Origin of the sequence: Coleofasciculus sp. H7-2 (genome assembly GCF_042747725.1) — a bacterium.
GTDB lineage: Bacteria > Cyanobacteriota > Cyanobacteriia > Cyanobacteriales > FACHB-T130 > FACHB-T130.
The window spans coordinates 56,941-81,798 of the sequence record NZ_JBHZGO010000115.1 but is presented as its reverse complement, the minus strand read 5'-3'; the positions used below and the strand labels follow the sequence as shown (position 1 = coordinate 81,798).

General features: G+C 48.4%; 21 protein-coding genes. 9 read left to right on the top strand and 12 right to left on the bottom strand.

The features are described 5' to 3' along the window. Positions 1 to 189 precede the first annotated feature (189 nt). Entirely contained in the window at positions 190 to 1,722 is a 1,533-nt protein-coding gene (locus ACFW2W_RS27485) for an ABC transporter ATP-binding protein (RefSeq protein WP_378185298.1), read from the top strand. Positions 1,723 to 2,239: 517 nt separating this feature from the next. Next, on the top strand, positions 2,240 to 3,493 hold the full coding sequence (locus ACFW2W_RS27480) for a sensor histidine kinase (RefSeq protein WP_378185296.1): 1,254 nt from the start codon (positions 2,240 to 2,242) through the stop codon (positions 3,491 to 3,493). 46 nt (positions 3,494 to 3,539) lie between these two features. On the opposite strand, the gene ACFW2W_RS27475 is transcribed toward ACFW2W_RS27480, so the two are convergent. Further along, complete coding sequence (locus ACFW2W_RS27475) at positions 3,540 to 3,731, bottom strand: hypothetical protein (RefSeq protein ID WP_378185294.1); 192 nt, start codon at positions 3,729 to 3,731, stop codon at positions 3,540 to 3,542. A gap of 778 nt (positions 3,732 to 4,509) precedes the next feature. Between ACFW2W_RS27475 and ACFW2W_RS27470 the strand changes: the two genes are divergently transcribed. From ACFW2W_RS27470 to ACFW2W_RS27460, 3 genes are all read left to right on the top strand, one after another. Further along, positions 4,510 to 5,097, top strand: a complete 588-nt coding sequence (locus tag ACFW2W_RS27470) for a sigma-70 family RNA polymerase sigma factor (protein ID WP_378185292.1) — start codon at positions 4,510 to 4,512, stop codon at positions 5,095 to 5,097. Positions 5,098 to 5,104: 7 nt separating this feature from the next. Next, positions 5,105 to 5,875, top strand: a complete 771-nt coding sequence (locus ACFW2W_RS27465; protein WP_378185290.1) for an anti-sigma factor domain-containing protein — start codon at positions 5,105 to 5,107, stop codon at positions 5,873 to 5,875. A gap of 103 nt (positions 5,876 to 5,978) precedes the next feature. Continuing rightward, the gene (locus ACFW2W_RS27460) at positions 5,979 to 6,161 is read left to right on the top strand and encodes a hypothetical protein (protein WP_378185288.1); all 183 of its coding nucleotides are present in this window, start codon (positions 5,979 to 5,981) and stop codon (positions 6,159 to 6,161) included. Positions 6,162 to 6,239: 78 nt separating this feature from the next. Here ACFW2W_RS27460 and ACFW2W_RS27455 read toward each other — a convergent pair whose 3' ends face one another. From ACFW2W_RS27455 to glgP, 4 genes are all read right to left on the bottom strand, one after another. Then, positions 6,240 to 7,295, bottom strand: coding sequence for an isochorismatase (locus ACFW2W_RS27455; protein WP_378185286.1), 1,056 nt, complete (start codon positions 7,293 to 7,295; stop codon positions 6,240 to 6,242). Beyond that, on the bottom strand, positions 7,249 to 8,256 hold the full coding sequence (locus tag ACFW2W_RS27450) for a methylenetetrahydrofolate reductase (protein WP_378185284.1): 1,008 nt from the start codon (positions 8,254 to 8,256) through the stop codon (positions 7,249 to 7,251). Before ACFW2W_RS27450 ends, ACFW2W_RS27455 begins: the two co-directional genes overlap by 47 nt. Positions 8,257 to 8,306: 50 nt before the next feature. Then, positions 8,307 to 9,314 carry a tryptophan--tRNA ligase gene (gene trpS / locus ACFW2W_RS27445; protein WP_378185282.1) on the bottom strand — a complete coding sequence of 336 codons (1,008 nt, stop codon included), beginning with the start codon at positions 9,312 to 9,314 and terminating at the stop codon, positions 8,307 to 8,309. A gap of 724 nt (positions 9,315 to 10,038) precedes the next feature. After that, entirely contained in the window at positions 10,039 to 12,741 is a 2,703-nt protein-coding gene (glgP, locus tag ACFW2W_RS27440; protein ID WP_378185280.1) for an alpha-glucan family phosphorylase, read from the bottom strand. Positions 12,742 to 12,844: 103 nt separating this feature from the next. Here glgP and ACFW2W_RS27435 point away from each other — a divergent pair, with 103 nt between their 5' ends. The 3 genes from ACFW2W_RS27435 (at position 12,845) to ACFW2W_RS27425 (ending at position 16,243) form a co-directional block, all read left to right on the top strand. Further along, the gene (locus ACFW2W_RS27435; RefSeq protein WP_378185278.1) at positions 12,845 to 12,967 is read left to right on the top strand and encodes a hypothetical protein; all 123 of its coding nucleotides are present in this window, start codon (positions 12,845 to 12,847) and stop codon (positions 12,965 to 12,967) included. A 455-nt stretch (positions 12,968 to 13,422) separates the two neighbouring features. Then, complete coding sequence (locus ACFW2W_RS27430; RefSeq protein ID WP_190413836.1) at positions 13,423 to 13,539, top strand: photosystem II reaction center protein I; 117 nt, start codon at positions 13,423 to 13,425, stop codon at positions 13,537 to 13,539. A gap of 121 nt (positions 13,540 to 13,660) precedes the next feature. Further along, positions 13,661 to 16,243: a DUF3769 domain-containing protein gene (locus ACFW2W_RS27425; protein WP_378185275.1), complete on the top strand. Its 2,583-nt coding sequence runs from the start codon at positions 13,661 to 13,663 to the stop codon at positions 16,241 to 16,243. Positions 16,244 to 16,339: 96 nt separating this feature from the next. Here ACFW2W_RS27425 and ACFW2W_RS27420 read toward each other — a convergent pair whose 3' ends face one another. Genes ACFW2W_RS27420 through ACFW2W_RS27410 form a run of 3 tightly spaced genes read right to left on the bottom strand, consistent with a single transcriptional unit; the run spans position 16,340 to position 17,441 of the window. After that, the gene (locus ACFW2W_RS27420) at positions 16,340 to 16,798 is read right to left on the bottom strand and encodes a ferredoxin (RefSeq protein WP_378185273.1); all 459 of its coding nucleotides are present in this window, start codon (positions 16,796 to 16,798) and stop codon (positions 16,340 to 16,342) included. Then, complete coding sequence (locus ACFW2W_RS27415; RefSeq protein ID WP_378185271.1) at positions 16,798 to 17,184, bottom strand: DUF1257 domain-containing protein; 387 nt, start codon at positions 17,182 to 17,184, stop codon at positions 16,798 to 16,800. Before ACFW2W_RS27415 ends, ACFW2W_RS27420 begins: the two co-directional genes overlap by 1 nt. Positions 17,185 to 17,225: 41 nt before the next feature. Further along, positions 17,226 to 17,441, bottom strand: coding sequence for a DUF2997 domain-containing protein (locus ACFW2W_RS27410; protein ID WP_378185269.1), 216 nt, complete (start codon positions 17,439 to 17,441; stop codon positions 17,226 to 17,228). 371 nt (positions 17,442 to 17,812) lie between these two features. Here ACFW2W_RS27410 and ACFW2W_RS27405 point away from each other — a divergent pair, with 371 nt between their 5' ends. Continuing rightward, positions 17,813 to 18,835 carry a saccharopine dehydrogenase-like oxidoreductase gene (locus tag ACFW2W_RS27405; RefSeq protein WP_378185267.1) on the top strand — a complete coding sequence of 341 codons (1,023 nt, stop codon included), beginning with the start codon at positions 17,813 to 17,815 and terminating at the stop codon, positions 18,833 to 18,835. Positions 18,836 to 18,887: 52 nt separating this feature from the next. On the opposite strand, the gene ACFW2W_RS27400 is transcribed toward ACFW2W_RS27405, so the two are convergent. The 4 genes from ACFW2W_RS27400 to ACFW2W_RS27385 all read right to left on the bottom strand — a co-directional run bounded on the left by ACFW2W_RS27400 (position 18,888) and on the right by ACFW2W_RS27385 (position 24,229). Beyond that, a complete protein-coding gene (locus tag ACFW2W_RS27400; protein ID WP_378185264.1) occupies positions 18,888 to 19,475 on the bottom strand; it encodes a hypothetical protein in 588 nt (195 codons plus the stop codon). Between the two features lie 126 nt (positions 19,476 to 19,601). Next, positions 19,602 to 20,828 carry a type II secretion system F family protein gene (locus tag ACFW2W_RS27395; RefSeq protein ID WP_378185262.1) on the bottom strand — a complete coding sequence of 409 codons (1,227 nt, stop codon included), beginning with the start codon at positions 20,826 to 20,828 and terminating at the stop codon, positions 19,602 to 19,604. Positions 20,829 to 21,020: 192 nt separating this feature from the next. Then, positions 21,021 to 22,127 (bottom strand): type IV pilus twitching motility protein PilT, encoded by a 1,107-nt coding sequence (locus ACFW2W_RS27390; RefSeq protein ID WP_378185260.1) that lies wholly within the window; start codon positions 22,125 to 22,127, stop codon positions 21,021 to 21,023. A 110-nt stretch (positions 22,128 to 22,237) separates the two neighbouring features. Beyond that, the gene (locus tag ACFW2W_RS27385) at positions 22,238 to 24,229 is read right to left on the bottom strand and encodes a GspE/PulE family protein (RefSeq protein ID WP_378185257.1); all 1,992 of its coding nucleotides are present in this window, start codon (positions 24,227 to 24,229) and stop codon (positions 22,238 to 22,240) included. Positions 24,230 to 24,858 lie beyond the last annotated feature (629 nt).

Below are 24,858 nucleotides of genomic sequence, written 5' to 3'. Positions count from 1 at the left end.
ATCAATTGAAGAGCTAGAGTATGTATTACATAAGCTTTTAAATGAAGGAGAGTTGATTATCAAATGGGAACGAAAGCTCAAAAACAAGGGCAATGCTCTTATCACAGTTTAAATGCATAACAGCTTATTAGCCGTGAACTTAAGTTCACGGCGGGATGCTGGGTAGCCAATTACCAAAAACTATTAAAAATGACCTATCTACGTCTTGAAGGCATTAGCAAACGCTTTGGCAGTTTTCTCGCTAATGACAATATCAACCTGAGCGTTAGTTGCGGCTCTATTCATGCTTTGCTGGGCGAAAATGGAGCCGGTAAAACTACTTTGATGAATATCCTCTGCGGACTTTATCAGCCAGATTCCGGTCAAATTTACCTGCAAGATAAGCCAGTACAAATTTCTTCAGCGAGTGACGCGATCGCGCACGGAATTGGCATGATTCACCAGCATTTTATGTTGGTGCCGCAACTGTCAGTAACCGAAAATATTATTCTTGGAACCAGCTTCGATTTACGGTTAGATATAAAAGAGAAAGCGCAGGCGATCGCGCAAATTTCTCGCTACTACAATATAGAAGTAAATCCATTAGCAAAAGTGGGAGATTTACCTGTAGGAGTTCAGCAACGGGTAGAGATTCTCAAAGCACTTTACCGCAACGCCAAGTTGCTGATATTGGATGAACCGACAGCGGTGCTGACGCCGCCAGAGGTGAAGATTTTAGCGGCTATCTTGCGCCAACTTGCTAAAGATGGACACACAATTATTTTTATCAGCCACAAGCTAGAAGAGGTGATGAATCTTTGCAATACTGTCACTGTGTTGCGGCGGGGTGCGGTGGTGACGACAACCACAACCGCCGATACTAACACTCAAGAATTAGCACGGTTGATGGTAGGTAGAGAAGTCTTATTTCATCTAAGTAAATCTGCTCGTTCCTCTGGTGAAGTGGTGTTAGAAGTACAGAATTTACAGGTGCAGGATCAGCGGAATTTGCCGGTTGTGAAAGATGTATCCTTTCAACTCCACGCAGGCGAAATACTGGGAGTTGCGGGTGTTGATGGCAATGGACAGCGAGAGTTGGCAGATGCGATCGCCTTTGGCGCAAGCGAAGCTATCGCTGGTTTGCGTACTATTACTTCCGGTAGAATAATGAACCGCAAAGACGCAAAGAATGCAAAGGAAAGAGGGGAAGAAATAATTACAGCTTATATTCCAGAGGATAGGCAGAAAATGGGTTTGGTGATGGGATTTAGCATTGCTAGAAATCTGATTCTCAAAGTTTTTAACTTTCTGCCATTTTGCCGCCGCTGGTTTCTCCAGAATGAGGTGATTAATCATCATGCGGCTGAGGCAATGCAAAACTTTGATATTCGCGCCGATAATCCATCAATTAAAGTTAGCCAATTGTCCGGCGGTAATCAACAAAAAGTAATATTGGCACGAGAACTTTCTGGCAACCCAACTTTAATTGTGGCAATGCAACCGACACGCGGTTTAGATGTTGGTGCGACAGAATATGTACAGCAACGCTTATTAGCTGAACGAGAACGAGGTGCAGCAATTATATATATTTCAACTGAATTAGAAGAGATTATGGCAATGAGCGATCGCATTGCTGTAATGTACGAAGGACAATTCGTTGATATCTTAGATGCTACCACTGCCACGGTGGAACAAGTTGGTTATTTGATGACTGGTGGTATTTCGGCGGGTGTTGAAGGGTAGCGATCGCTGTTATGTACGATTAAGGAAAAACTATGACAAAAACTAATGGGATTCAACCCTTTGTGTTGCCAATTTTATCGCTGCTGGTAGCGATCGCTATCGGTTAATATAGTACAAAATCACTAGCTAATTTCTTAGAGTGTAGCCAGATATGGGTATAGAGGCAGAATTTAAGCAAGTGTCTCCATATCTGTTGGAGAAGCTAAAAGAACACCCACAGGACTTACGCAAAGCTTATACATATAGCGTTTTTTCGGGTTCAATCCCCCTGGGAAAAGCCCTTACTATGTGGTGATGTGCGGCGAGTCCTGAGCATCAAAAACGAAACCCAACCAATGCTTATGTTTTGTTGGCTAACGTTGCCTCAACCATTCCCTACGCGAACTTGCGAACTTTGGTGTTTTTCGCTCTAACCGAACTGTACTGCCACTCGACCGACAAGTAAACTGCGCGATCGCTCAAGTAGAATGATACCAAGAAGGTTTTTGACCTACTGCTCTCCACGCCTCTTGTCACAATGGATTTTAGTCAATTGCTTGTTGGAAAAATAGACGCGATTGCCAAAAACTGGGTTGAAGCAGTCCGCTTGGATAGGCAGATTTCCAGCACTGACGATTTACCACGCTCAGCTATACGGGATCATATTCCCGATGTGCTAAAGGCGATGGCAACTGTGATTTCCCAGTCGCAGGAAAACGATATTCAGTCCATCGTCCAGAACAGTTTGTATCATGGCGTTCTGCGTGCTAAACAAGGTTTTGCTCCCACAGAAATTGCGCGAGAATATCGTCTACTGCGCCAGACGATCTTTTCCACTTTAGAGGCAGATTTATTAGAGGGTACGGTTCGGGAAGTGATGCGAGCTTACAATGCGATTGACGCGACGCTCGACGAAGCTATTGCCCAATGCTTCAAAAGTTATGTAGAGGAGCGATTGCAAGAACTACAACAGGTGCAAAGTCAGGTAGAACTAACCAATCAAGAACTAACTCGCTTGGTAAAAGCGAATCAGGACAATCTCTCTCAACTAGCCCACGAACTGAAAAACCCTCTAAATTCGATTATTGGCTACTCGGAGCTGATTTTACGCTCTTCACGAAAGAATGTTGAAGTTCGGGACACCTTTCCCAATCTGGAACACATTGAGCGAGTGCTACGCAATGGCAGACACTTACTTCGCCTGATCAACGATACACTGGAAATCTCCCGGTATTCGGCAGGGAAAATAGAACTGCACCCAGAACTAATAGATGTAGCCTCTTTAATCAACAATGTGGTTGAAATGTTGGAGCCTTTGGCTGCTGCGAAAGAGCTACAAATGGTGGTTGATTGCGATTCAGCTAGCGCCGATAACTCTGCTACTCTTCGAGAAGGGCTACGCCCAAAACGCGCTCCTGAAAAAGTGCTGACAGATTCTTTGCGATTACAGCAAATTGTCACAAATCTTCTAAGCAATGCGATTCGCTACACAGAATCGGGAATCGTCCATTTAAGGTGTCAGATGTTATCTGATAACCAATGGTCTATTGCAGTGAGCGACACCGGAGTTGGGATTGCTGCAGAAGACCAGGCGCGTGTTTTTGATCCCTTCTTTCAAGCTGGCAATAGTAGCGATCGCATACCCGGTAGCACTGGCTTAGGTTTGACAATTGTCGCACAACTGGTAAACCTAATGCAAGGCAAAATAGAGCTGGTATCCCAGATTGGAGTTGGCTCCACCTTCACCGTCATCTTACCCCTAGAAGTTAAAACCCTTGAATCAATTTGTTGAATTTCGGTTTTATCCGTCTTTTCCCTAACTTGTATAATTCTTGAAATTATTGAGCCGAATTAACGATACCTTTTAATCGCAAAGATGCTTGGATTCTTGCCATTAATTCATCAAAATAAATCGGCTTCCGAATGAAGTCAGGACTTACGCAAAGCTTATACATATAGCGTTCTTGTCGGTTCAATCCCCTTGTGGTTGCCCTTACTATGTGGTGATGTTGCGTAAGTCCTGAAGTCATTAGCTCCTAACTCTTGGCAGCGCCTGAAGTTATTGCCGCTACTCGCACCCTGCTCCGACGCGGCGACAAGAACACCGCAGACAGCACACAGTAATCGATACAAGGAAAGCCCGAAGCACCGAATTGCAGCTAGCTCGTTAGGACTTACGCAACATCACCACATCTAGGGGCAACCACAGGGGGATTGAACCGACAAGAACGCTAACAAAACGCTATGTGTATAAGCTTTGCGTAAGTCCTGCTCGTGAAAAATTGACAGTCCTTTTTACCAGCGCTAGACTCCTGTTGTTCTCCTGGCTATGCACCCGACTGCATCATAGCTGTCTGTAAGAGGTTGAAGTAAAACTGCTAGTAAGGCTTTGCCTAGTTTTCTGACATGATGCACCCACTCAAAAAAGCCCAGAAACCAAGGCAGTTTCTCTTGGGAAATCCTTCGATGCGATCGCCACCAAGAGCGCAGTAAGCACCAAAGGGCTTGTCTAGAACCGTTTCATTCGATGCTCCTCAAAAACTGGAAGCTTAATCAGCGACATAATTAAGTGGAAATATTATTGACAAATCAATAGCATTTTTAAATCTTACGATTTTACTGACATTTTGGATTCCCACCACCCGTAGAATTACGGAGGCATTTAACGATTTTATGGAAAAAGATCCAATTCGCGTTTTAGATCGTATTAAAGAAAAAGGGAATTTCTCTCCTGTGAGAGATGCAGAGGACTCAACTACTGCAATTGACTCTGAAGAGTGATTGGCTTAGACCTACTCTCCAGAACGCATGCATCCTGACTCTCTCGATGGCAAATCAACAAACGCAACGCCCCGGATGGATACAGAGCTATTTCAAGCACTTAAAGCCGGTCAATCCTCTGCTCTGGGCACTCTCTACGACCGCTATGGCACTCTGGTATACGGGTTAGCATTGAAAATTTTGCAAAACCCCCAAGAAGCAGAAGACCTCACTCAAGAGATTTTTCTGCATCTGTGGCGTAGCAATAGTTACAATCCCGCTCGTGGTTCTCTAAGCAGCTTTCTAAGTGTTATGACGCGATCGCGTGCGATTGACAAACTTCGCTCCCGTGGCACCACCCACAAATTTCTTGAGCGTTGGCGTCAAACAATGACGACTGAAATCAGTTCAAGCCCTTTTGAACAGGCTTCATTAGGCGAGCGATCGCAGCAGGTTCGGAATGCCTTGGCGCAACTTTCAGAAAACCAGCGTCAAATCTTAGAAATGTCCTACTACCAAGGTCTCACTCAATCGGAAATTGCCGCTCAACTAAATATCCCCTTAGGGACGGTCAAAACTCGCACTCGTCAGGGACTACTGAAATTGAGGCAAACGTTACAAGATTTTCTAAAATAGTTGCACCATGACCGAACCTTTAAATCCGGAAAACTTAGAAGAATTAATGGCAGGTTATGTCCTCGGCGACCTTAGCGCTGAAGAAGCGGAAGAATTTAGGCAAATTCTCGAAAAAAATCCGCAACAGGCGACTGAAGTGAGTCGTTTGCAGGAAGCACTAGAACTCTTGCCCTACGCCCTTCCTGAAGTCACCCCTCCTCCACATCTGCGTTCGGCGATTCTGGAAGCTGCCGAACGCGCAATCAACCGCGAACCCACACCAAAACAGTTTTCTTTCCCTTGGAGCAAACTTTTTGCCAGTTTGGCAGCACTGTTAGCGCTAGCTTTCGCTTTTGACAATTATCGTCTGCGACAGAATCTAAAGATAGTGCAGTCTCGTCTGCGGCAGGAACTGCAAACTGTGCAGGCTCAGAAAGATGCCCTTGAGGTCCTACAACAGCGGAATACCCGCTTATACACACTTACAGGTACAGAAAAAGCAAATACGGCTTCTGGAAGCATTCTCGTCAATCTGGATGAACAAAAAGCAGTAATCGCCTTTCAAAATCTTCCGGCTGTCCCATCTGGTCAAATTTATCGGCTTTGGGCAATTGTTGACGATAAAAAGATACCTTGTGCAAATTTTGGGGCAAGTCAGCGGGGAACTGTTTTAGAGCAAATTTCCATTCCTGTCGGTGCTTGCGGTGCTACAACCTCAACCTTAGCCGTCACCTTAGAACCCTCTACCCTACCCCCGCAGCCAGTCGGTCCCGCAGTCATGGTAGAAAGTAGTTTGTAGCACAGAAGAAGCGCCTAGCGCTGGAATACTGGGAGGTGTTTTAGAAGTGTTGAGCAAATTTTTAACCGCTCTAAAAACCTATCTGGAATACCTTCGAGAGAGGATGTCAAGTAAAGAAAGCATACTTAAGATGCTCTCACTCACAGAATACTTAGATGTCGGAAGCCACCGTACTTCAGTCGGTGGAGGAAGACGAGTGGCGACTTTAATCGCTAGCTTATTAGTGATGTGGATCTTCAATGTAGCGCTGAATAGTCTATGCGCTAACGAGAGCCTGCTGTCTTGACACTCCTCGACCTAAAGCAAAACTCAAAACTCAAAACTCAGGGCAGGCACAAGGCACTGCCCCTACTTATAACTCTCATTACCCATTACCAATTTTAGGAAAGTCAGGGCAGGTTTCTAGAGGTTCAGTTGACTTAATTAGATGCATTCCCGCCGCTGCAAATCTGGCAAAAGCTTCTTCTGCTTGATCCGTATAATCCACCACTCCAGGAACGACAACAGCTGATGTGCAATCTTCCAGCAAATACACCTTTTTGGCAAGATTAGCGTCTGTGTGGTTTATTTCTGTTAACAAATCGTCAATTGTCCAGGCGACGCAGTGACTCTTTGCTTGACCGGCAATAATGACCGCATCAAACGCGAGCAACTGCTGAATCAAGCTAGTATTTTTCTGGGCAATCGGGCGTCCATTCACGCTTTCCAAAACTTCCGCCCGGAGGACAGAATAATTTTCAGTTAAAGGATTGTCGCCTTTAATTTCAAACTGCGTTTGGCTATTCCGGGCAATACAGTGGAAAAATAGTGCCTCTTCCACCGCTGACACCAAAGCGTGACCAATTCCACCCAGCATGGAATGATAAGGCCACACCGTCAGCGGATATTTACCAGCTTCACTCAAATGCTTGACATAATGCAAAGCGTGTGAGGCAAGTTCGGCGTAATCGACACCGACAATCCCAGCAACGGCTGGATTCACCTTCCAGACGCCTTGGTGAACATCCTCCGGTGTAATCATCGTGACGGCGGCGGTGGGATGTTCCCCGGCGTCGTTAATCCAGAAGATGGGATGGAAAATTTGCATTGCCGTGTGAGTATCCATTGTGGGAGCGATCGCGCTGATGACTCCCAAATTCCGATAAATAAATTCACACAGCCGCAGATTATCATCTACCGCACCCGTGCCCGTTCTCCCACCCACAAATAATTCAAAATCGGGGATGCAAAACGTATTCTGGACATCGATTAACAACAGACAAATGCGAGTTTTATCCTCAGCCGCCGCTGAAATCTGGTGCTTTTTCGCCCACTCCCTCGCATCCGCTGCCCGTTGCTGATACGGCACCCGCCAGACTTCCCCGACCTTGGCATCAAAGTGAGGCGGAATCGGTAACTGCTTTGTTGTTTGTGCGTTCATTATTTCCTCCTGCTGTTACCACCTGAGTCAGCGGTGGAATTCCCGCTAAATCGAGGATTGGCGAAATCAAATCTTCTCGTTTCACTGCCATCATATGAACCCCTTGGCAGAGTTGACGAGCCAATTTGACTTGTTCTGCGGCAATTAGCATCCCTTCTTGCAGGGGATCTGAAGCAGCGGCGAGTCTATCAATGATGTGGTCGGGAATATTCACTCCAGGCACGCATCGATTGATAAATTGAGCATTTTTAGCGGATTTGAGCAGAAAAATTCCCGCCAAAATTGGCTTTCCACAGCCAGCCGCGATTTGATCCATAAATTTTTCTAGCCGATCAAAATCGCAAATCAGCTGACTTTGGAAAAACTGCGCCCCTGCTGCTAATTTTCGCTCAAATCGACTTTGCAAGCTCGACCAGCTTGCTAATTGCGGATCGATAGCAGCACCCACGAATAAGTCCGTTGCCCCATCACCTAAGGGTTTGTCGTTCCAGTCGCAGCCGAGATTCATTTTTTTAATTAATCCCAGCAACCGCACGGATTCTAGGTCAAATACACTCTTGGCATCGGCATGATCCCCAGCTTTCACGGGATCGCCGGTCAAAGCTAAGATATTGCGAATTCCCAAGGCATGGGCACCCATCAAGTCAGCTTGCAATCCGATGCGGTTGCGATCGCGACAAGCAATCTGACAAATCGGCTCGATTCCATGCTGTAGCAATATCACCGAAGCCGCCATCGAACACATCCGCAACACCGCCCGACTGCCATCGGTAATATTGACCGCATGAACCCGACCTTCGAGGGTTTGCGCCATTTTCAGCATCTGGGAGGGATCGCCGCCTTTGGGGGGGGCAACCTCGGCGGTAATTAAAAATTCACCCGATTCGGCAGCAGCACGCAAATTGGTCTTGTAGGGGCGAGGTTGCCCCGTCCCTGCTGAATTTTGAATTAAATAACTCATTCTTAAGCATCAATAACTAATCGCTTCCATCCTTGATAGCTTATATCTGCTTAAAGGGGAACCGAATAACCGAGGGCAGCTTTCACTTGGGCGAGAGTTACCGAAGCGATCGCTTCCGCTTTCTGCCTGCCATCGCGCAACACCGACTCCAAATAGCCTTTGTCATCCATCACCGCTTGATACTTTTCTTGAATCGGTTTCAGGGCGTTAATCGTGGTTTCTGTCAGCAACGGCTTGAATTGTCCCCAGCCCATATCCTGACACTGTGCTGCGACTTCTTCCTTCGTCTTACCCGAAAGCACCATGTATAGCGTCAGCAAATTTCGGGCTTCGGGTCGTTCCGAATCGTCAAAAGTTAGACCGCGCACTGAGTCAGTTTTACAGCGTTTAATCTTATTTTGGATTTGATCTGGCGTATCGAGCAGGTTAATCCGACTCATGTCTGAAGGATCGGATTTCGACATCTTCCGAGTGCCATCGGTCAGACTCATCACTCTAGCACCTTCAGCCCGAATCAGCGGCTCTGGCAGTTTCAGCACCGGATTTTCCCGGCAAAATTGGTAATTAAACCGATTCGCAATATCGCGGGTCAATTCTAAGTGCTGCTTCTGGTCTTCTCCCACCGGCACTTTATCCGCCTGATACAGCAAAATATCTGCCGCCATCAACACCGGATAGTCTAGCAACCCAGTATTGACATTTTCCCCCTGCTTAACTGCCTTTTCCTTAAACTGGATCATATCTTCCAGCCAGTTGAGGGGGGTGATGCAATTAAGCAGCCAAGTCAGTTCGCTATGTGCCGGGATGTGGGATTGCACGAAAATACTGGAATACTGCAAATCGATCCCACAAGCCAAATACAAAGCCGCAATTTTATAAGTATTTTCAGCTAACGTGCTTGGGTCGTGGGGCGCGGTAATCGCGTGCAAATCCACCACACAGAAGAAATTTTCGTACTGACTCTGCCCTTCTACCCAGTTGCGGATTGCTCCCAAGTAGTTACCCAGATGCAGATTACCAGTTGGTTGAACCCCAGAGAGAATGCGTTGCTTAACCATAAATTTCAATTTAGCTATCTAGAAGCGCAGCTTTGATGCCTGCGTTAACAAAACTTATCTATCTAGTTTGACATTTTCTGGCATCAGCGCGGCGTTATTGTAACAGTCCAGAGGCAAAGGAGCGATCGCGTCTTTTGCCATCATTCCTTACCTAAACTCTCAATTTTACCCATAATCAATTTTCTGCTGGGATGGAAAATAAACACCCATGCTCAGAATGCGATCGCGCTTTTCATCTGTTTTGCTGATGAATCTACTTGCAAATTATTTCTCTAAATTCTAGAACTGTATCTAGAGGTTCTGGCTGCACAACGTAGCTAGCTAAAATATTTACATCTTCGGGGATGAATTCGCTTTCATTTGTAAGATATTTTTTTGACGAACCGCCAAGGACGCCTTAGCGAAGCCATGCGCGTTAGCGCTATAGGACGCAAAGAAAGAGAAAGCAGAGGTTTCACAAATTTTTTAGGATTGCTAGAGATTATAAGATTTCAGCATGATGAAATTTTTAGGCATTGATTTATGATGGCGATCGCAACCCAGCGGTTGATGCTGCCTCGCTTGGGAAGAGGGGCAGTTGTATCTGCTGGATTTAGATAGACTCAAAACAATAGAAGATATCCTCAACTGGGTTGATACCTGGGCAGCCGCACGCAGAAATTAAAAATTAAAAATTGAAGATTTCCTCTTCGTTTTTTAATTTTTAATTTTGCATTTTTAATTGTTATGCCCAGAGAATCAGTCCCAATTCGTAGGGACTTGATAGATTGTCGTGTTTAGGCAAAACCCGTAAAGAGAAACCCTGCAAACCACTGGAGGTATAGAGAATATCAACGGTGTAAATACTACACCCTTGTTGATCTTTGCCTTCGTAATCCATTACTACGGGAATGCCGTTGACAATCTCGCCATCGACACCAACTGCACCCTGATAAAGTTCGACTTGAACATCATCGGAGCCGAGTTGCCCAAGGTTGACCCGCGCTTTGACAGCAACCGTTTGATTGACCATAATCCCAGCGGGTTCTGAAACATCAACTGCTTCGATTTTGATGTTGTACCATTGCTCGAAGATCCGTTGCTTCCAGGCGGCTACGTCCTTGGCGGGAGCGTAGTTGTCTGCGGTCATCGTAGAGTAGCGATCGCTCGCCGGGAAATATCCCCGCACCGCATACTCCCGCACCATCCGCGACGTATTGAAGAACGGACAATTTAACCGAATCGCATCCTTCATTTTGGCAGTCCACTTGCGGGGAATTCCAGATCCATCCCGGTTATAGAACAGCGGCACGACTTCCTGTTCTAGCAAGTCGTACAAAGCATTCGCTTCCACATCATCTTGATAATTGATGTCTTCATAGTCTTCCCCGTGACCGATGGGCCAGCCAGTGCGGACATAATCTGCCTCATCCCACCAGCCATCCAGCACGCTCAGATTCGGCAAACCATTCATCGCCGCCTTCATTCCACTGGTGCCAGATGCCTCTCGCGGACGCCTGGGGGTGTTCAGCCAAACATCACAACCTGCCACCATTAATCGGGCAACATAAGTGTCGTAGTCCGGGATAAACACTACACTGGCATTCATCCCTTCATCCCGCGAGAAATGAATGATATCGCGGATCAGTTCCTTCCCAGGCATATCCTTGGGATGAGCTTTTCCAGCAATCACGAACTGCACCCGCCGATTTGGATCGCCCAGCAAGATTTTCTTGATCCGGTCTATGTTCCGCAAAAACAGAGTTGCCCGCTTATAAGTCGCAAAACGACGCGCAAACCCAATCGTCAGCACCGTTGGGTCTAACACTTCTTGAGCTTGGTCAATCTCAGATGGAGAAGCACCGCGATCGCGCAACTTTCTCACTAGGCGATCGCGCACAAACACCACCAGTTCTGACCGCTGACGCTCGTGATTGCGCCACAACTCCTCATCCGGAATCGACTGCACCCGCTCCCACAACGGATCGTCTACTGGCGCGTCAGACCACTGGGGGCCAAGGTAGCGATCATATAGCTCCTGAGTTGACTTCGCCACACAAGTGCGGGCGTGTACTCCATTCGTAATCGCGGTAATCGGCACCTCATCCAGTGGAAAATCTTTCCAGAGACTGTGAAACATCTTCCGCGACACTAACCCGTGCAACTGAGCAACCCCATTGACAAAGCTCGATGTCTTCATCGCCAGTGCTGCCATGCTAAACGGCGACGCCAAATCCCCAGTGTCCTCCCGTCCTAAGCCGAGAAATTCTTCGTGGGAAAGTCCGTAAATATCGGCATAGTGTCCCACGTAATAAAGAGCCTTGTCCGGGGGGAACAAATCGAACCCAGCGGATACAGGCGTGTGAGTAGTGAAAACCTGACTCGCTTGCGCCACCTGTTTGGCGTCGGCAAAGCTGAGTTTCTCTTCTTGCATCAGCATCCGGATGCGTTCCAGAATCAGAAACGCTGAGTGACCTTCATTCAGGTGATAAACGGTGGGTTTGTATCCCAGCGCCTTCAGCATCCGGAAGCCTCCGATGCCCAACATCATCTCCTGGTGAATCCGCATATCCAAGTCACCACCATACAGCTCGTCGGTGATGTCGTGGTCGTAGGGATTGTTCGGCTCAATGTTGGTATCGAGCAGGTATAGGGGCACGGTTCCCACTTGCACGCGCCAGACACGTGCATAGACGGTGCGCCCTGGATACTCTACAGAAATCCGCAGTTCCGAACCGTCAGGATGGCGCTCCGGGTGCAACGGCATATTGTAGAAATCGTTAGTCGGATAGCGTTCCTGCTGCCAACCATCGGCATTGAGGTACTGGGCAAAATACCCTTCCTGGTAGAGTAAGCCGACGGCAACGAGCGGTAAGCCTAAGTCACTGGCTGATTTCAGGTGGTCTCCAGCGAGAACGCCCAAGCCACCAGAGTAAATGGGTAGGCAGTCGGTTAGACCAAATTCCGCGCAGAAATAGGCGTAACACTCCTTAGTGCTGAGGACGGAGGACTGAGGAGTGAGTGAGGAAGAGGAATTTTCTTCTTTTCTCTCAGTCCTCAGTCCCTTCACCGAGGACTGAGGATTGAGTGAGGAAGAGGAAGAAGAATTTTCTTCTTTTCTCTCACTCCTCAGTCCTTTCACCTCAGTCCTGTGTTTGCGATACCACGTCCGCTCTTGCAGGTAGTCGTCTAGCTGGCGGCTGGCTCGTTCCATGTGGGCAACAAAGCCTTCATCTTCAGCAACTTCTTGTAGCCGGGCTTGAGAAATGGTTCCCAGCATTAGCACCGGATTGTGGCGGCTGGATTCCCACAAATCGCGGTCTAGGCGGCGAAATAACTCTTTAGTTTCAAAGTTCCAATCCCAATGCAGATTGTATGCCAGTTTTCGTAAGGGTTCTAGTCTTGACGGCAAGGCGGGGGAAACGTTAAACGTCCGAATCGGCTGCATTGACAAAGACCTCTAAAGTTTTCATAGAGCTATTGTGTACTCACTTCCGCTGCAAGTTGGATGCTCTTTATACTCTTTTTTACCACTGCCAATATTTATCCCTTTGTCTGGTTGTCCTGAGCAAGCTGCCGCTTTTAATACAGAATCCTGGTTTTTTCAGGAAAATTGCGAAGATTTATTTGGAGAAGTTCTCCTAGCGCGGGAGCGATCGCCTAAAAGCGGTTAACATAGCTTCTCACGAGCTAGCTGCCCTTCGGCACCACCAGTAGCATAATGCTCTGAATCGCCACGACTGTGACTAACTCATTGGGCAGAATCGTCGCGTGTTTATCCTCCTGGCGCTTCCCAAACACCTTAGCAAGCTGGGATCAGACCCTAGAAAATATCCCAGTATTTCCAAGTTCTGCAATTTACTCGATTTTGAGCTATAGGTAAAGTCAAAAGGCATGAACCGGGTGCGATCTCGTGGTATAACAACAAAGCGATCGCGAGGGAAACTTCGCGCTCTGGCAATCGTCAGAGCAGTTTAAGCAGCTCAAACGACGGCTAAACTCACCGCTTGAGGTCAACAATCACTCCAGGCTCAAGGCAAAAATGAAGCAATATTTCGGTATTATGAGAAAGTTGTTCTGCCTTTAAGGCAGCAACATTCAGCCTTTCCCGTCTGGAGTAGATATCGGTATGGTGACTCTCAAAATTGTTGTTTATATAGTCGTTGCCTTCTTCAGCCTGCTCTTTGTGTTTGGATTTTTGTCCAGCGATCCTTCCCGTAACCCAAAACGCCGGGATCTCGAATAGACAGCGATCGCTTTATGCCTCGCAGCCGATGTCGGGGCAGCAGTCCACTGCGAGGCACCCTACTCAGAGTGCAGTTGAGGATAGGCATTGGTGCTGTCCGCTCAACTCCTGTTGCTAGAAGATGCCCCAACCAGTCCCGCCGCCCCCACCGCCTGCGATTATCAACACGTTGCCGCCTGAGGATGTCACTCCTCTAGCTGCCTCCGCTCAAACGATTGCATCGGATTCAAGCCGAACCCTGCAACCTGAGACCCTTGCTGCCCCGACGCAGCCGGAAACGTTTGCGCCGGAGTCTTCTTCTATCTCTGTTATTTCTATCCCTACCAGGAATGCTGCCCCGCTTGGTGCCCCAATTTCAGTGGGGCATCCGATTGTCAGGAATCGGGGTGGTAGGGAAGAAGCATCTGTGCAGAAAGACCAGAATGATGACCCTGCATTGTCAGCACAACGGCTTCGCCCTTACGCATACCCAGACCAGGATTTGCCGACCGTTGCTGAATTTGATGCTTCGTCGGTAGAAAGTCAAGAGTCAGAACCTAGCGATCGCAATGGAAGTAAGGCTGCAATAGCAAAAGAACGCACGGCAACTCCTGTGTTGCAGAAGCAGCTGCCAGTATCTCAGCTACCGAGTGTCAATCAACAGCCTCCAGAACCCCCAGAACCCCCAGAATCTCCGGAATCTCTGCCGAGTGAAACTCCGATAGAATCTGCTCCTCCAGCGCCCGTGTCGGAGGGTGAGCCTTGGCCTGAAGAGGAATTGGCACCCGCACCGGCATCAGCACCGGCACCTCCTACGCCAGAAAATCAACCAGCACCCGCACCCGGTACGACGCCACCTACGACTTCTGGCGGTACGGGAGGCGTTGTGGAATTAACTTCTGACCAGCAAGAATACGACGTAGATCGACAAGTCGTTACGGCAGAAGGCGATGTTCTCTTGCGCTACCAGGGTGCTGTAGTAGATGCCGATCGGCTACAAGTGAACTTGCCGAATCGCATTGTGGTGGGCGACGGGAATGTCGCCTTGACGAGAGGCGAACAAGTGCTGCGGGGCGATCGCTTTGAGTATTATTTTGCCCAGGATAGCGGCTTCCTCTTAAATGCCAGTGGCGAGATTTACCAGCCTTCAGCGGGGGCAGATTTTTCTAGCCCTTTACCCAATGATGCCAGTGCTGCTGCTGCCTCAGTGCGACCGTTAAGCGATCGCATTACCGCTAACCAACCCGTCTCGAATATCACCAGTCCCGGCGGCTATGGACTGGTCTTTGGGACTAACCGGAACATCCAAAACCAGCAGTCCTTTCAGCAAGGGGGCGCAATTAACCGACTGCGCTTTCAAGCCGATCGGGTAGATTTCGACTCCGAAGGAGCGTTTGCCACCAATGTTCGGCTAACCAACGACCCCTTTTCGCCACCAGAACTTGAGGTACGGGCAGATACAGCCAGATTCAGGCGGATTTCGCCCCTGGTAGATGAAATTACCACCACTCGCTCTCGCGCCGTTTTTGACCAGGGTTTTTCGATCCCCATTTTTCAAGATCGCAGAGTGATTGACCGGAGCGAGAGCGAACCGGGTCTCGTCACCTTCGGCTATGATGCTGAAGACCGAGGTGGTGTGTTTGCGGAACGCACCTTTCAACTGATTTCTAATAACCGCGTGCGATTGCGCGTGACACCGCAATATTTTCTTCAAAAAGCCGTTTCTGAGGGGAGTTTCCTCGATCCCTCCGTGTTTGGTCTCAGGTCTAGACTGGATGCCACCCTCAGTCCCACTACGACCCTGAGAGGGTCGGCTGTTTTCACCAGTCTAGATCCGGACGAGATCGCAGAAGACCAGCTACGAGCGAGCCTGCGGCTGCGCCAGATTATCGGCACCCGTTACCCCCACACTCTGAATTTAGAATATAGCTACCGCGATCGCCTGTTCAACGGCTCCCTCGGCTTTCAAACCGTTCAGAGTAGTTTAGGCGCAGTTCTGACTTCTCCGGTCATTCCCTTAGGAAATACTGGCGTCAGCCTCACTTATCAAGCTGGTGCCCAGTTCATTAATGCAGATACAGACCGTTTAGACTTGCTCGATCCCGTGCGAACCAACAATCGCGTCAGTCTCAGTCGCTATCAAGCGAGTGCCTCCCTCAACCGCAACTTTTTACTTTGGCAGGGTAAAGCTTTGCCTGCCACCCCCACCGAAGGATTGCGCTACACACCCGTGCCAGTTGTTCCCTACCTGCAATTAACGACGGGCGTCACCGGCGTTTATAGTGGTTACAGCAGTGGGGATAGCCAGGACTCCCTGAGCGGGAACATTGGGCTGCAAGGGCAATTCGGTCATTTCTCCCGACCTTTTTTAGATTACACCGGGTTTAATGTTACTTACTCTCAAGTTGCTCGTGGTGGCACATCACCTTTCTTATTTGACCGCCTCGTGGATACCAGCGTCCTTTCCGCTGGGATTACCCAACAGATTTATGGTCCGTTTCGCCTTGGTTTTCAAACTTCGGTCAATTTAAATACTAGCGAACGCATCAGTACCGACTACTTTCTGGAATACAGCCGCCGCACCTACAACATTGTCCTGCGTTACAACCCGGTTTTGGAGCTGGGTTCCATCAGTTTTCGGATTAATGACTTTAACTGGTTGGGTACTCCAGAACCGTTCCCTGGCTCTGGCGTCCGTCCAGTCGTGCAAGGGGTTTCTCGTTAGAAACTGAGTTTTAAATAAAACCCCCAACAGCTGCGTGCTGTTGGGGGTTTTATTTATTTAGCCCGTGCAAACAGGCTTTTTTATACCAGCAAACCTTTAGTCTACGGGTTTCTGTTGCTTTTTCTTAAACTTCTGTTGCCGCTTCTTCACAGCAGTAATCGCATGGTCAGTCGGGAATCCGATTAATGGAATCACCTGATATTGCCGCTCTTGTTCGAGCTTTTTCAGCTCCGTGTAATCGATCCAGTGGATACAATCGACCGGACAGGTATCAATGGCTTCTTGAATGACTTCTTGCGAGTCTCCATCCTGCCGAACTACACGCGATCGCCCATAATCTGGCTCAATATAAAAAGTATTGCGAGCGACATGGGCACAGTGCTTGCAGCCAATACAGGTTATTTCATCAACATATACACCTTTTTGCCGCAGGGTGCCACCCAACTCCGGCTCCAGACCCGAACGCTCCGGCGCATCCCGCCAAATACCACCTAACTCAGGCTCCAGGCCAGAACGTTCGGGAGTTGGCTGTCCAGGAGTTGGGGAATCAGACATTAGGCACTCCAGCGCTGTACAACTAGGCGGATTGAACCATCTTCATTTTGTTTTTGCTCGGCAACTTGGAAGCCCTGCATCGCCGATTCCTTGACAACCGTGTGGTAAGCATAACGCTGAGTCACTCGGTTCAGAAAACGCTCTACAGAACCCGCTTGCTGCCAATATTGTAGGTCGGCAACGAGTTCGTATTCCTGACCATTCCAACTAAAGCCGATGTCATAACCATTTTCTTGCTCAATGGCAACTTCAGCAGTACGGGTTTGACCGCGATAGCCGCGCACTGTTTGCGGGCCAGATTTCCAGTCAATTCCCAGGTCTGTTAAAGCAGCTTCTAAAGAAACAAGGTTACGGATTTGAGTTTTGATGTTGCTAAAGTGTGACATGGCGATTTTTTCAAATGAATTAAGCTGGACTCAAAAAAAACTTACCACTCGCTATATGTTGCCCCGGCTGTCGCCGCCGCAGTCTGATGAATGGCTGAGGCTGAGGCAAAAAATTCAGAAGTCGGGTCTTGATTTAGTACCAGACCCAGCTGGGCTTCAATAGCAGCAGTCACTTCGGCACAGGATTTTCCAGTAATTCCGGTGACTTTCTCCTGCACCCGACCATCCGGATAAATGATAAACTCTAGCGTTTCCATGCTCATTTGTTAGGGATTGCTCAAGTTAGGCGACGGCACGAACCGTACTGCTGATGCCGCCGTATAAGACATCTTTCTAAGAACTGACTCGCTGGGGTATTAATAAATTAATGTTGCTTAAGTGTTGAGCAATTGAGTCACAACGAGTTAAAAGGTAACAAAACTTAATTAATAAAGCGAGTTGTACTTTGATTATTTGTCAGTGTCGCTTAACTTTCCATCTGCGTCAAGATAGAGAAATTGTCTGGAATCGGGCAAAAAAGCCAACATACTTCTGGCAAAGATGCGATCGCGCTGGCTCATCTAAGTGAACGAAACGGCGCGTCCAGAAGCCAGGATAATTAAAGTTTGTTCAATTGCAAGAAGACGCTATGAGTGCAGAGCAAATCACAGGTTCAATCAACTCCCCAACCCCCCTTCGAGTGGGCGTCTTAGGCTTCGGTGGACTGGGGCAGGCTGCCGCCAGAGTGCTGGCACCAAAACGCGAGATGATCTGGGTGGCAGCGGCTGACCAGAAAGGTTATGCCTACGCCGCCCAAGGGTTAGATCCAGATGCCAGCATTGCGATTTACCAGACACAAGGAACGCTTGGCTATTTAGAGCCTACAGGCACCCTCAGCAGCCAGAGCATTCAGGACTTAATGGAACGAGCAAAGCCGGTGGATGGATATTTCCTGGCGCTACCCAATCTGCCCAACACCTTTATGGCGTCCATTGCGCGGCAATTTATTCAATCCGGCTGGCAGGGTGTTCTGGTAGACGCCCTGAAGCGTACCAGCGCTGTCGAGCAGCTACTGGAGCTGCAAGAGGAACTTCTTGCAGCAGGAATTACTTATCTGACTGGCTGTGGGGCGACGCCTGGATTGTTGACAGCAGCAGCAGCTCTTGCCGCCCAAAGTTACGCCGAAATCCACAGCGTCAAGATTACGTTTGGGGTAGGAATTGCAAATTGGGAAGCTTACCGAGCGACGATTCGGGAAGATATTGCCCATCTACCAGGCTACGATGTGGAACGCGCCAGAGCCATGAGTGATGCCGAGGTGGAAGCATTGCTGGATCAAACCAACGGCATCCTGGCTCTGGAGAATATGGAACACGCTGATGATGTGATGCTGGAGCTGGCTGGGATTTGTCCGCGCGATCGCGTTACGGTCGGCGGCGTCGTCGATACCCGCAATCCCAAAAAACCACTCAGCACAAATGTCCAAGTGACGGGTCGCACCTTTGAAGGCAAGATTTCTACCCATACCTTCACGCTTGGCGATGAAACCAGTATGGCAGCCAATGTCTGCGGCCCTGCCTTCGGTTATCTCAAAGCTGGAGTAGCACTCCATCGTCGAGGCATCTACGGTTTGTTTACCGCCGCCGAAGTCATGCCGCAGTTTGTCAAGTAGTTAACAGGTTGAAAGTGGGCAGGTTGAAGCTCACATCAACCTGCTTCAACCTTCAAAGGTTTGGACTTTCAGGCAAAAAAGATTCCTGTGCCTGCTCCTCAACATCTAACATTGGTGTCTGGATGACAAAGGGGAGACAGGCTCCCATTAAGCCTCGCTTAATTCGTTCTGGCGTCTCTGGAAATCCCACAAACAAGGGATATAGCTTGTCAGCGCCCTCGCTGAAAATGTGTTGATGGCGAGGCGGCATCAACCACTCATATTCTTTGTCCAGCCACACCTGCGTCTGCCGCCAACGACTCAACAACTCGGAGAAGTCTTCTTGGGGACGGTGGATGAAGACAAAAATCTCCACCCCCATTTTGATTTTCCATTCGGGGTCACACATTAAAATTGCCACATCACAGGGCAAGCGAATCGCTTCCCCTCTAGATGTGACAACGCCACCGCTTTCTGCTTTAGATATGGCATGGCGAATCCGCACCACCGGCAAAGGAATGGCGATCGCGCTCTCCTCAGACCGGCGCATACTGGGAATCATCTCCAGATAAGGTCGGTGCTGCTTGAGCAGTGCGATCGCTCCAGACAGGTTACTGTACTCCGCCAAGCTAGCTTCGTAATAGGATTGCTTAACAAACATATTTTGATTTTAAATTTTCAATCTTAGATTGGAGATTAGGTCATCGTTAAGTACCATCAGCCCTCCATCCCAAATCTCATTCCCAGACAAAACTAGGAATGAGAAAAATCCAAAACCTGAAATTGATTAGCCTAGTTTGTCAAACACTGCAAACATGGGGAGATACATCGAAAGCAAAATCACCGCTACCATCCCCGCTAATACCACCATCATGATGGGTTCCAGAACACTGGTGAGTGCTTTCACCGCTTGCTCAACCTCATCTTCATAGAAATCTGCCACTTTCATCATCATGCCATCTAACTGACCTGTCTCTTCCCCAATACTAATCATCTGAATTGCCAGTATTGGGAAAACTTGCTCTTTTTGCAAAGCTAAGCTCATCATCCCACCCTGTTGAATGTCTAGCTTGGCTGCATCCACCGCGTTGGCAATTACCTGGTTCCCCGCCGTATCTCTCACAATATCCATGCAAGTGAGAATGGGCACTCCAGAACGAGTCAAGGTTCCAAAAATGCGGCAAAAGCGAGCAATGCATGATTTCTCATTCAAGTCACCCAATAGCGGCATTTTCAAGAAAAAGCGATCCATCGTCACACGACCAACCGGCGTCTTGTAATACTGCCTGTAAAGAAAAGAGGCAACGATGACAGTGATGATAGGAATGATGATCTTCCAACTTCTGAGGATTTCGCTGATCCACAGCATGAACAGGGTCAGCGCAGGCAATTCTGTCCCCAAATCTTTGAAGATGCCAGCAAAGATCGGGATCAAAAACACCGTCATACAAATAAACACAATGATGGCCAAGATTCCCACCGCCACGGGGTATGCCATTGCCCCTTTGACTTGGTTTTGCAGGCGTGCCATATCCTCTAGGACTTTGGCTAATCGGTTGAGTACCTCATCAAGGACACCGCCGACCTCACCGGCTTGCACCATACTGACGTAGAGATTATCGAAACAATCCGGATGTTTACGCATAGCATCCGAGAGATTCACACCTTGTTGAACCTCAGAGCTAATTTCCACAAGCGCTTTTTTGAGCTTGGGATTGGTACATTGTTCGGAAAGCACACCCAAGCATCTAACAATCGGCACACCCGCGTTGACCATCGCGGCAAATTGACGAGAAAAGACGGCTTTATCCTTGACTGTAACCTTCGATAAAGACGTTTGGAAGTCTTTTAGGTTTAATTTGCTCAGGTCAAAGCTTTGAGTTTCTTTGATATTTGCAACAGAAACCCATTTTTCGCGCAGGGCGTCGCGGGCATTGCCAAGGGAGTCGGCAACAATTTTGTCTTTCTTAGCGGCTCCTTTAGAGTCCCGAACATCAGCAATATAGGTAGGCATCAATCACCTCTAAATGAAAGAAGAAGAATGGCTTTTCAAAGGAAATTTTTTGTAATTGGAGGGTGTCTTCCGGGGAGGTTTTTGACAATTTCTGCTGAGCGCTGCCAGGTAGTCCAGACAGACCGAATATGTTTCGGTCTGTCAACCGGCATCACACAAGCTTAGTGCAATAGGTTTTACACCGCCTCGAACCTACCGAGCGCCAGCTTTTGCCCCCGTCGCTGGCGATGTTCCCAGGATACGCTGTAATTCTTCAGGTCTAGATGATTTGCTCATCGCCGCCTCAAAGGAGATGGAGCCAGCTTTGACATAGCCAGCTAGAGACTGTTCCATCGTCTGCATTCCCAATTTTGCTCCAGTCTGGATAGCAGAGTAAATTTGAGCAGATTTTCCTTCTCGAACCAAGTTAGCGATCGCTGGCGTTACCAGCATGATTTCCTGAGCCATCACCCGACCATATTCACCGGGTTTCGGGTTGTGTTTGGGCACCAAGCATTGGCTGAAAACTGCCAATAACGAACCAGACAACTGAGCGCGGATTTGGGGCTGTTGCTCTGGGGGGAACACGTCCAAGATCCGGTCGATAGTGCCTGCTGCGGAGCTGGTGTGCAGGGTGCCGAACACCAAGTGACCAGTTTCAGCCGCTGACACCGCCAGACCAATCGTTTCCAGGTCGCGCATTTCCCCCACCAGGATAATATCCGGGTCTTCCCGGAGCGCGGCTCTCAAGGCATTTGCAAAGCTCTTGGTATCTTCGCCTTTTTGACGCTGGTGAAACAAGCTCTTGATGTTCGGGTAAACATATTCAATCGGGTCTTCCACCGTTAGAATGTGTTCTGCCCGCGTCCGGTTGATCAAGTCGAGCATGGCAGCAAGGGTGGTAGTTTTACCAGAACCCGTTTGTCCAGTCACCAACACCATTCCTCTCGGTCTGTGAGTCAATTCCCGCACGACATCTGGCAGACCCAACTGGTCAAAGTTCGGAATTTTAGAAGACAACGCTCTTAAGCACGCCGCATAGTAACCCCGCTCTTTGTACACATTGACGCGGAAGCGAGCCAATCCCTTAACTCCATAAGAGCAGTCTAGTTCCCAGTTTTGCTCTAATTCCTTACGCTGCGTATTGTTCAGCATACTGAAGATGAGTTTCTGACACTCCTGGGGAGGAAGCGGTTCGTCACCGATGGGGTTGAGTTTCCCGCTGATGCGGAAGTAAACCGGCGCTCCTGCTTGAATGTGCATATCTGAGCCGCCCATTTCAATGAGTTGCTCCATCAAGTCTTCAATCATTAATTCCATGAGGCTGTCTCCTGGGGTGATTCTTGATTTCTCAGTTGCTAATTTTTCCTTGACTAAGGGCGTAGCTTAGGGGACGTGCCATTCGCCATTAGCGATATGACGATTGACATTTATTCGGAAAAGCGAGGCGTCATGCAGTAAGGACAATCTAGCCACTCTGGTTTTAACTCAGCAGTGCAAGTTAGACATTCTAGACCGCTCTTGCGCTTGGCTTTGAGTTCTGCCTCTAGACCAGAATCTGTAAATGTCACCCGTTCTACTTCTTCGAGAGTGGTATAACCTTGGCGTACCAGGTCTAAGCTGTAGGCCAGCAATGTCTTCATCCCTTCTTCCACGGCTGCTTCTTTAATGCGCTCGGTGGGGGCACCTTGGCTGATTAAACCTTGCAACCGTTCGGTCACGCGCATGACCTCATAAACACCCACACGTCCCTTATAGCCAATGCCATTACATTTTTGGCACAGAGCATTTCTGCTTTTGGCTTCTTTCGCTTCATCGGGTTGTAAAGTATTGGCTTTGTAGAAGGTAATATCCCCGTCTCCAGAAACCGATAAACCAAATCGAGCGAGTTCTTGTGAAGTGGGTGGATAGGAAAGGCGACAATCGGTACAAACACGCCGCATCAAGCGTTGCGCCAGGACGCCAATCAGCGAACCCGATACCATAAATGGCTCAATGCCCATTTCGTCTAAACGGGCGATCGCACCAGCGGCATCGTTGGTGTGCAGGGTTGTCAGCACCAAGTGTCCGGTTAGTGCTGCTTCAATTGCGGTTTTTGCCGTTTCTTTGTCCCGCGTTTCACCCACCAGAATCACATCCGGGTCTTGGCGCATGAAGGCTCTTAAGATCGAGGAAAAATCCATCCCCTTCTCTCGAATCACCTGCACCTGAGTAATCCCAGGTAAGGCATACTCAATCGGATCTTCTGCCGTACTGATATTAATCCCCGGATCGTTCCGTTCTGACAGCACCGAGTATAAGGTGGTAGATTTACCAGACCCGGTTGGGCCAGTTACCAAAATCAAGCCAAAGGGACGGCTTGCCATTTCTCTGACAATTGCTAGCGATTCTGCATCGGAAATTAACTTGTCCAAACCTAGCTGGGTGGCAGAGTTATCGAGAATTCGCAACACCACCTTTTCGCCGTAGCGGCTGGGTAAGGTATTCACCCGAAAGTCAACCTTGCGCCCTTCAAACACCCGCCGTATCTTCCCATCTTGAGGCATCCGCCGCTCGGCAATGTCTAGCTCAGCCATGATTTTGAAGCGAGCTGTGACGGCTGGGATGATTTTTTTCGGGAACGGCTCGAAGGCTTGTTGTAGCACCCCATCCTTGCGAAAGCGAACGCGCAAGAATTCTTCTTGGGGTTCAATATGAATGTCTGAAACATTCTCTTGCAGCCCCTTGAGGAGGATTCTATTGACCAGGTTGATGACGGGAGCGCCCTGTGCATCCGCTACATTCAGGTCATCTTCAACTTCCGGAGGCGCATCTCCTAAGTCGTTCAAATTATCCAGAACGTCTGAGACATCTACAGACTTTTGGATTCGCGCTACTTCCTCTTTCCTTGTTTGCTCATCTTTGTATTGGTTAATCAGATTCAAACAGTCTTCCAGAGTGATCACCATTCGCTGCAAGGCGATGCCCTGGGGTCGCAAGATGCGGTTGAGATCGTCTTGAGCCGCTAAATTATCCGGATCGACCATTGCCACCAGCACCGAAGGGGGCTGGGTGTCATTTTTCGTTAAGGGTACCAGTTTATAGCGACTACAGATATCAATCGGAATCAGGGTTTCAATCAAAGACCCAATTTGAGGAGTGGGAATTTGGCTGATTTCCGGATCTAGAGATTCAACTCCGTAAAGAATTTTGAGTTCAAAAAGCTGTTGTTTTTTATACTGACGTAGCAAATCTGGAGGAAGCGATCGCCCAGTAATCGTTTCTAGAACCTCGGTTAAGGGTCTACCAGACTTGCGGCTTTCGACCATAGCCTGCCGCATTTGGTCGGTGTCAACATAGCCTGCCTGAATCAGCTGGTTGCCGAAGGGCGAAAACTCATTGCGGACAGCAAGGGCGCGATTTCGTGGTGAGGATTGAGTCATAGATCCGTGAGAATACCTCTTTACAAATTGTTCCCAAAACCATGAGTCAAAATTGCTATCTTCAGCCAAAAACCAAATTTTTACGGTTTAGACAACCGACTTGGGCTGGCACCCCCGCCGTATCCCCAAACCGTTTCATCATTTATTCTGAGTCGTTGCGGCGCATTTGGGGGCAAAGCTGACGCTACTGGCCAATGTTGCTCCTCACTAGCCGCAAGCAGTAATATCCGTACAACGATGCTGTAAGTTTATAAGATGTAAGACCTGCCGGAGCATTGGAAGACTCTGGCATGACTTGGTTAATGACAAAGAGCGTGTAAGGCTGAACATGGTATGGAACATTCACGATAATAGCCTTAAGCAAGTCTTAGGCGCAGGATTGTCTTAATTTATTTTGCGATTCATATATAGTCTAGTGTCTGGATTCTGGTGTCTGGCACGCCCACTCGCTCAAGGGGTGTCCGGAAATTCGTGAAGATGACGTTACAATCTGAAAGTAGGCAATCGCTTCTATAAAGAAAATTTTGTGCAAATGCTAGCAGATGGCATAGCTTGGCACAATGTAGGGTTGGCGTGTTTATACGGTTTTCCCACCCAAGCCTGGTTATAAAATTAAGCTAAAAGCCGTA

Coding starts and splice junctions, on each gene's coding strand:
- ACFW2W_RS27485 (WP_378185298.1), top strand. CDS start 190: ATGACCTATCTACGTCTTGAAGGCATTAGCAAACGCTTTGGCAGTTTT.
- ACFW2W_RS27480 (WP_378185296.1), top strand. CDS start 2,240: ATGGATTTTAGTCAATTGCTTGTTGGAAAAATAGACGCGATTGCCAAA.
- ACFW2W_RS27475 (WP_378185294.1), bottom strand. CDS start 3,731: ATGACTTCAGGACTTACGCAACATCACCACATAGTAAGGGCAACCACA.
- ACFW2W_RS27470 (WP_378185292.1), top strand. CDS start 4,510: ATGCATCCTGACTCTCTCGATGGCAAATCAACAAACGCAACGCCCCGG.
- ACFW2W_RS27465 (WP_378185290.1), top strand. CDS start 5,105: ATGACCGAACCTTTAAATCCGGAAAACTTAGAAGAATTAATGGCAGGT.
- ACFW2W_RS27460 (WP_378185288.1), top strand. CDS start 5,979: ATGTCAAGTAAAGAAAGCATACTTAAGATGCTCTCACTCACAGAATAC.
- ACFW2W_RS27455 (WP_378185286.1), bottom strand. CDS start 7,295: ATGAACGCACAAACAACAAAGCAGTTACCGATTCCGCCTCACTTTGAT.
- ACFW2W_RS27450 (WP_378185284.1), bottom strand. CDS start 8,256: ATGAGTTATTTAATTCAAAATTCAGCAGGGACGGGGCAACCTCGCCCC.
- trpS (WP_378185282.1), bottom strand. CDS start 9,314: ATGGTTAAGCAACGCATTCTCTCTGGGGTTCAACCAACTGGTAATCTG.
- glgP (WP_378185280.1), bottom strand. CDS start 12,741: ATGCAGCCGATTCGGACGTTTAACGTTTCCCCCGCCTTGCCGTCAAGA.
- ACFW2W_RS27430 (WP_190413836.1), top strand. CDS start 13,423: ATGGTGACTCTCAAAATTGTTGTTTATATAGTCGTTGCCTTCTTCAGC.
- ACFW2W_RS27425 (WP_378185275.1), top strand. CDS start 13,661: ATGCCCCAACCAGTCCCGCCGCCCCCACCGCCTGCGATTATCAACACG.
- ACFW2W_RS27420 (WP_378185273.1), bottom strand. CDS start 16,798: ATGTCTGATTCCCCAACTCCTGGACAGCCAACTCCCGAACGTTCTGGC.
- ACFW2W_RS27415 (WP_378185271.1), bottom strand. CDS start 17,184: ATGTCACACTTTAGCAACATCAAAACTCAAATCCGTAACCTTGTTTCT.
- ACFW2W_RS27410 (WP_378185269.1), bottom strand. CDS start 17,441: ATGGAAACGCTAGAGTTTATCATTTATCCGGATGGTCGGGTGCAGGAG.
- ACFW2W_RS27405 (WP_378185267.1), top strand. CDS start 17,813: ATGAGTGCAGAGCAAATCACAGGTTCAATCAACTCCCCAACCCCCCTT.
- ACFW2W_RS27400 (WP_378185264.1), bottom strand. CDS start 19,475: ATGTTTGTTAAGCAATCCTATTACGAAGCTAGCTTGGCGGAGTACAGT.
- ACFW2W_RS27395 (WP_378185262.1), bottom strand. CDS start 20,828: ATGCCTACCTATATTGCTGATGTTCGGGACTCTAAAGGAGCCGCTAAG.
- ACFW2W_RS27390 (WP_378185260.1), bottom strand. CDS start 22,127: ATGGAATTAATGATTGAAGACTTGATGGAGCAACTCATTGAAATGGGC.
- ACFW2W_RS27385 (WP_378185257.1), bottom strand. CDS start 24,229: ATGACTCAATCCTCACCACGAAATCGCGCCCTTGCTGTCCGCAATGAG.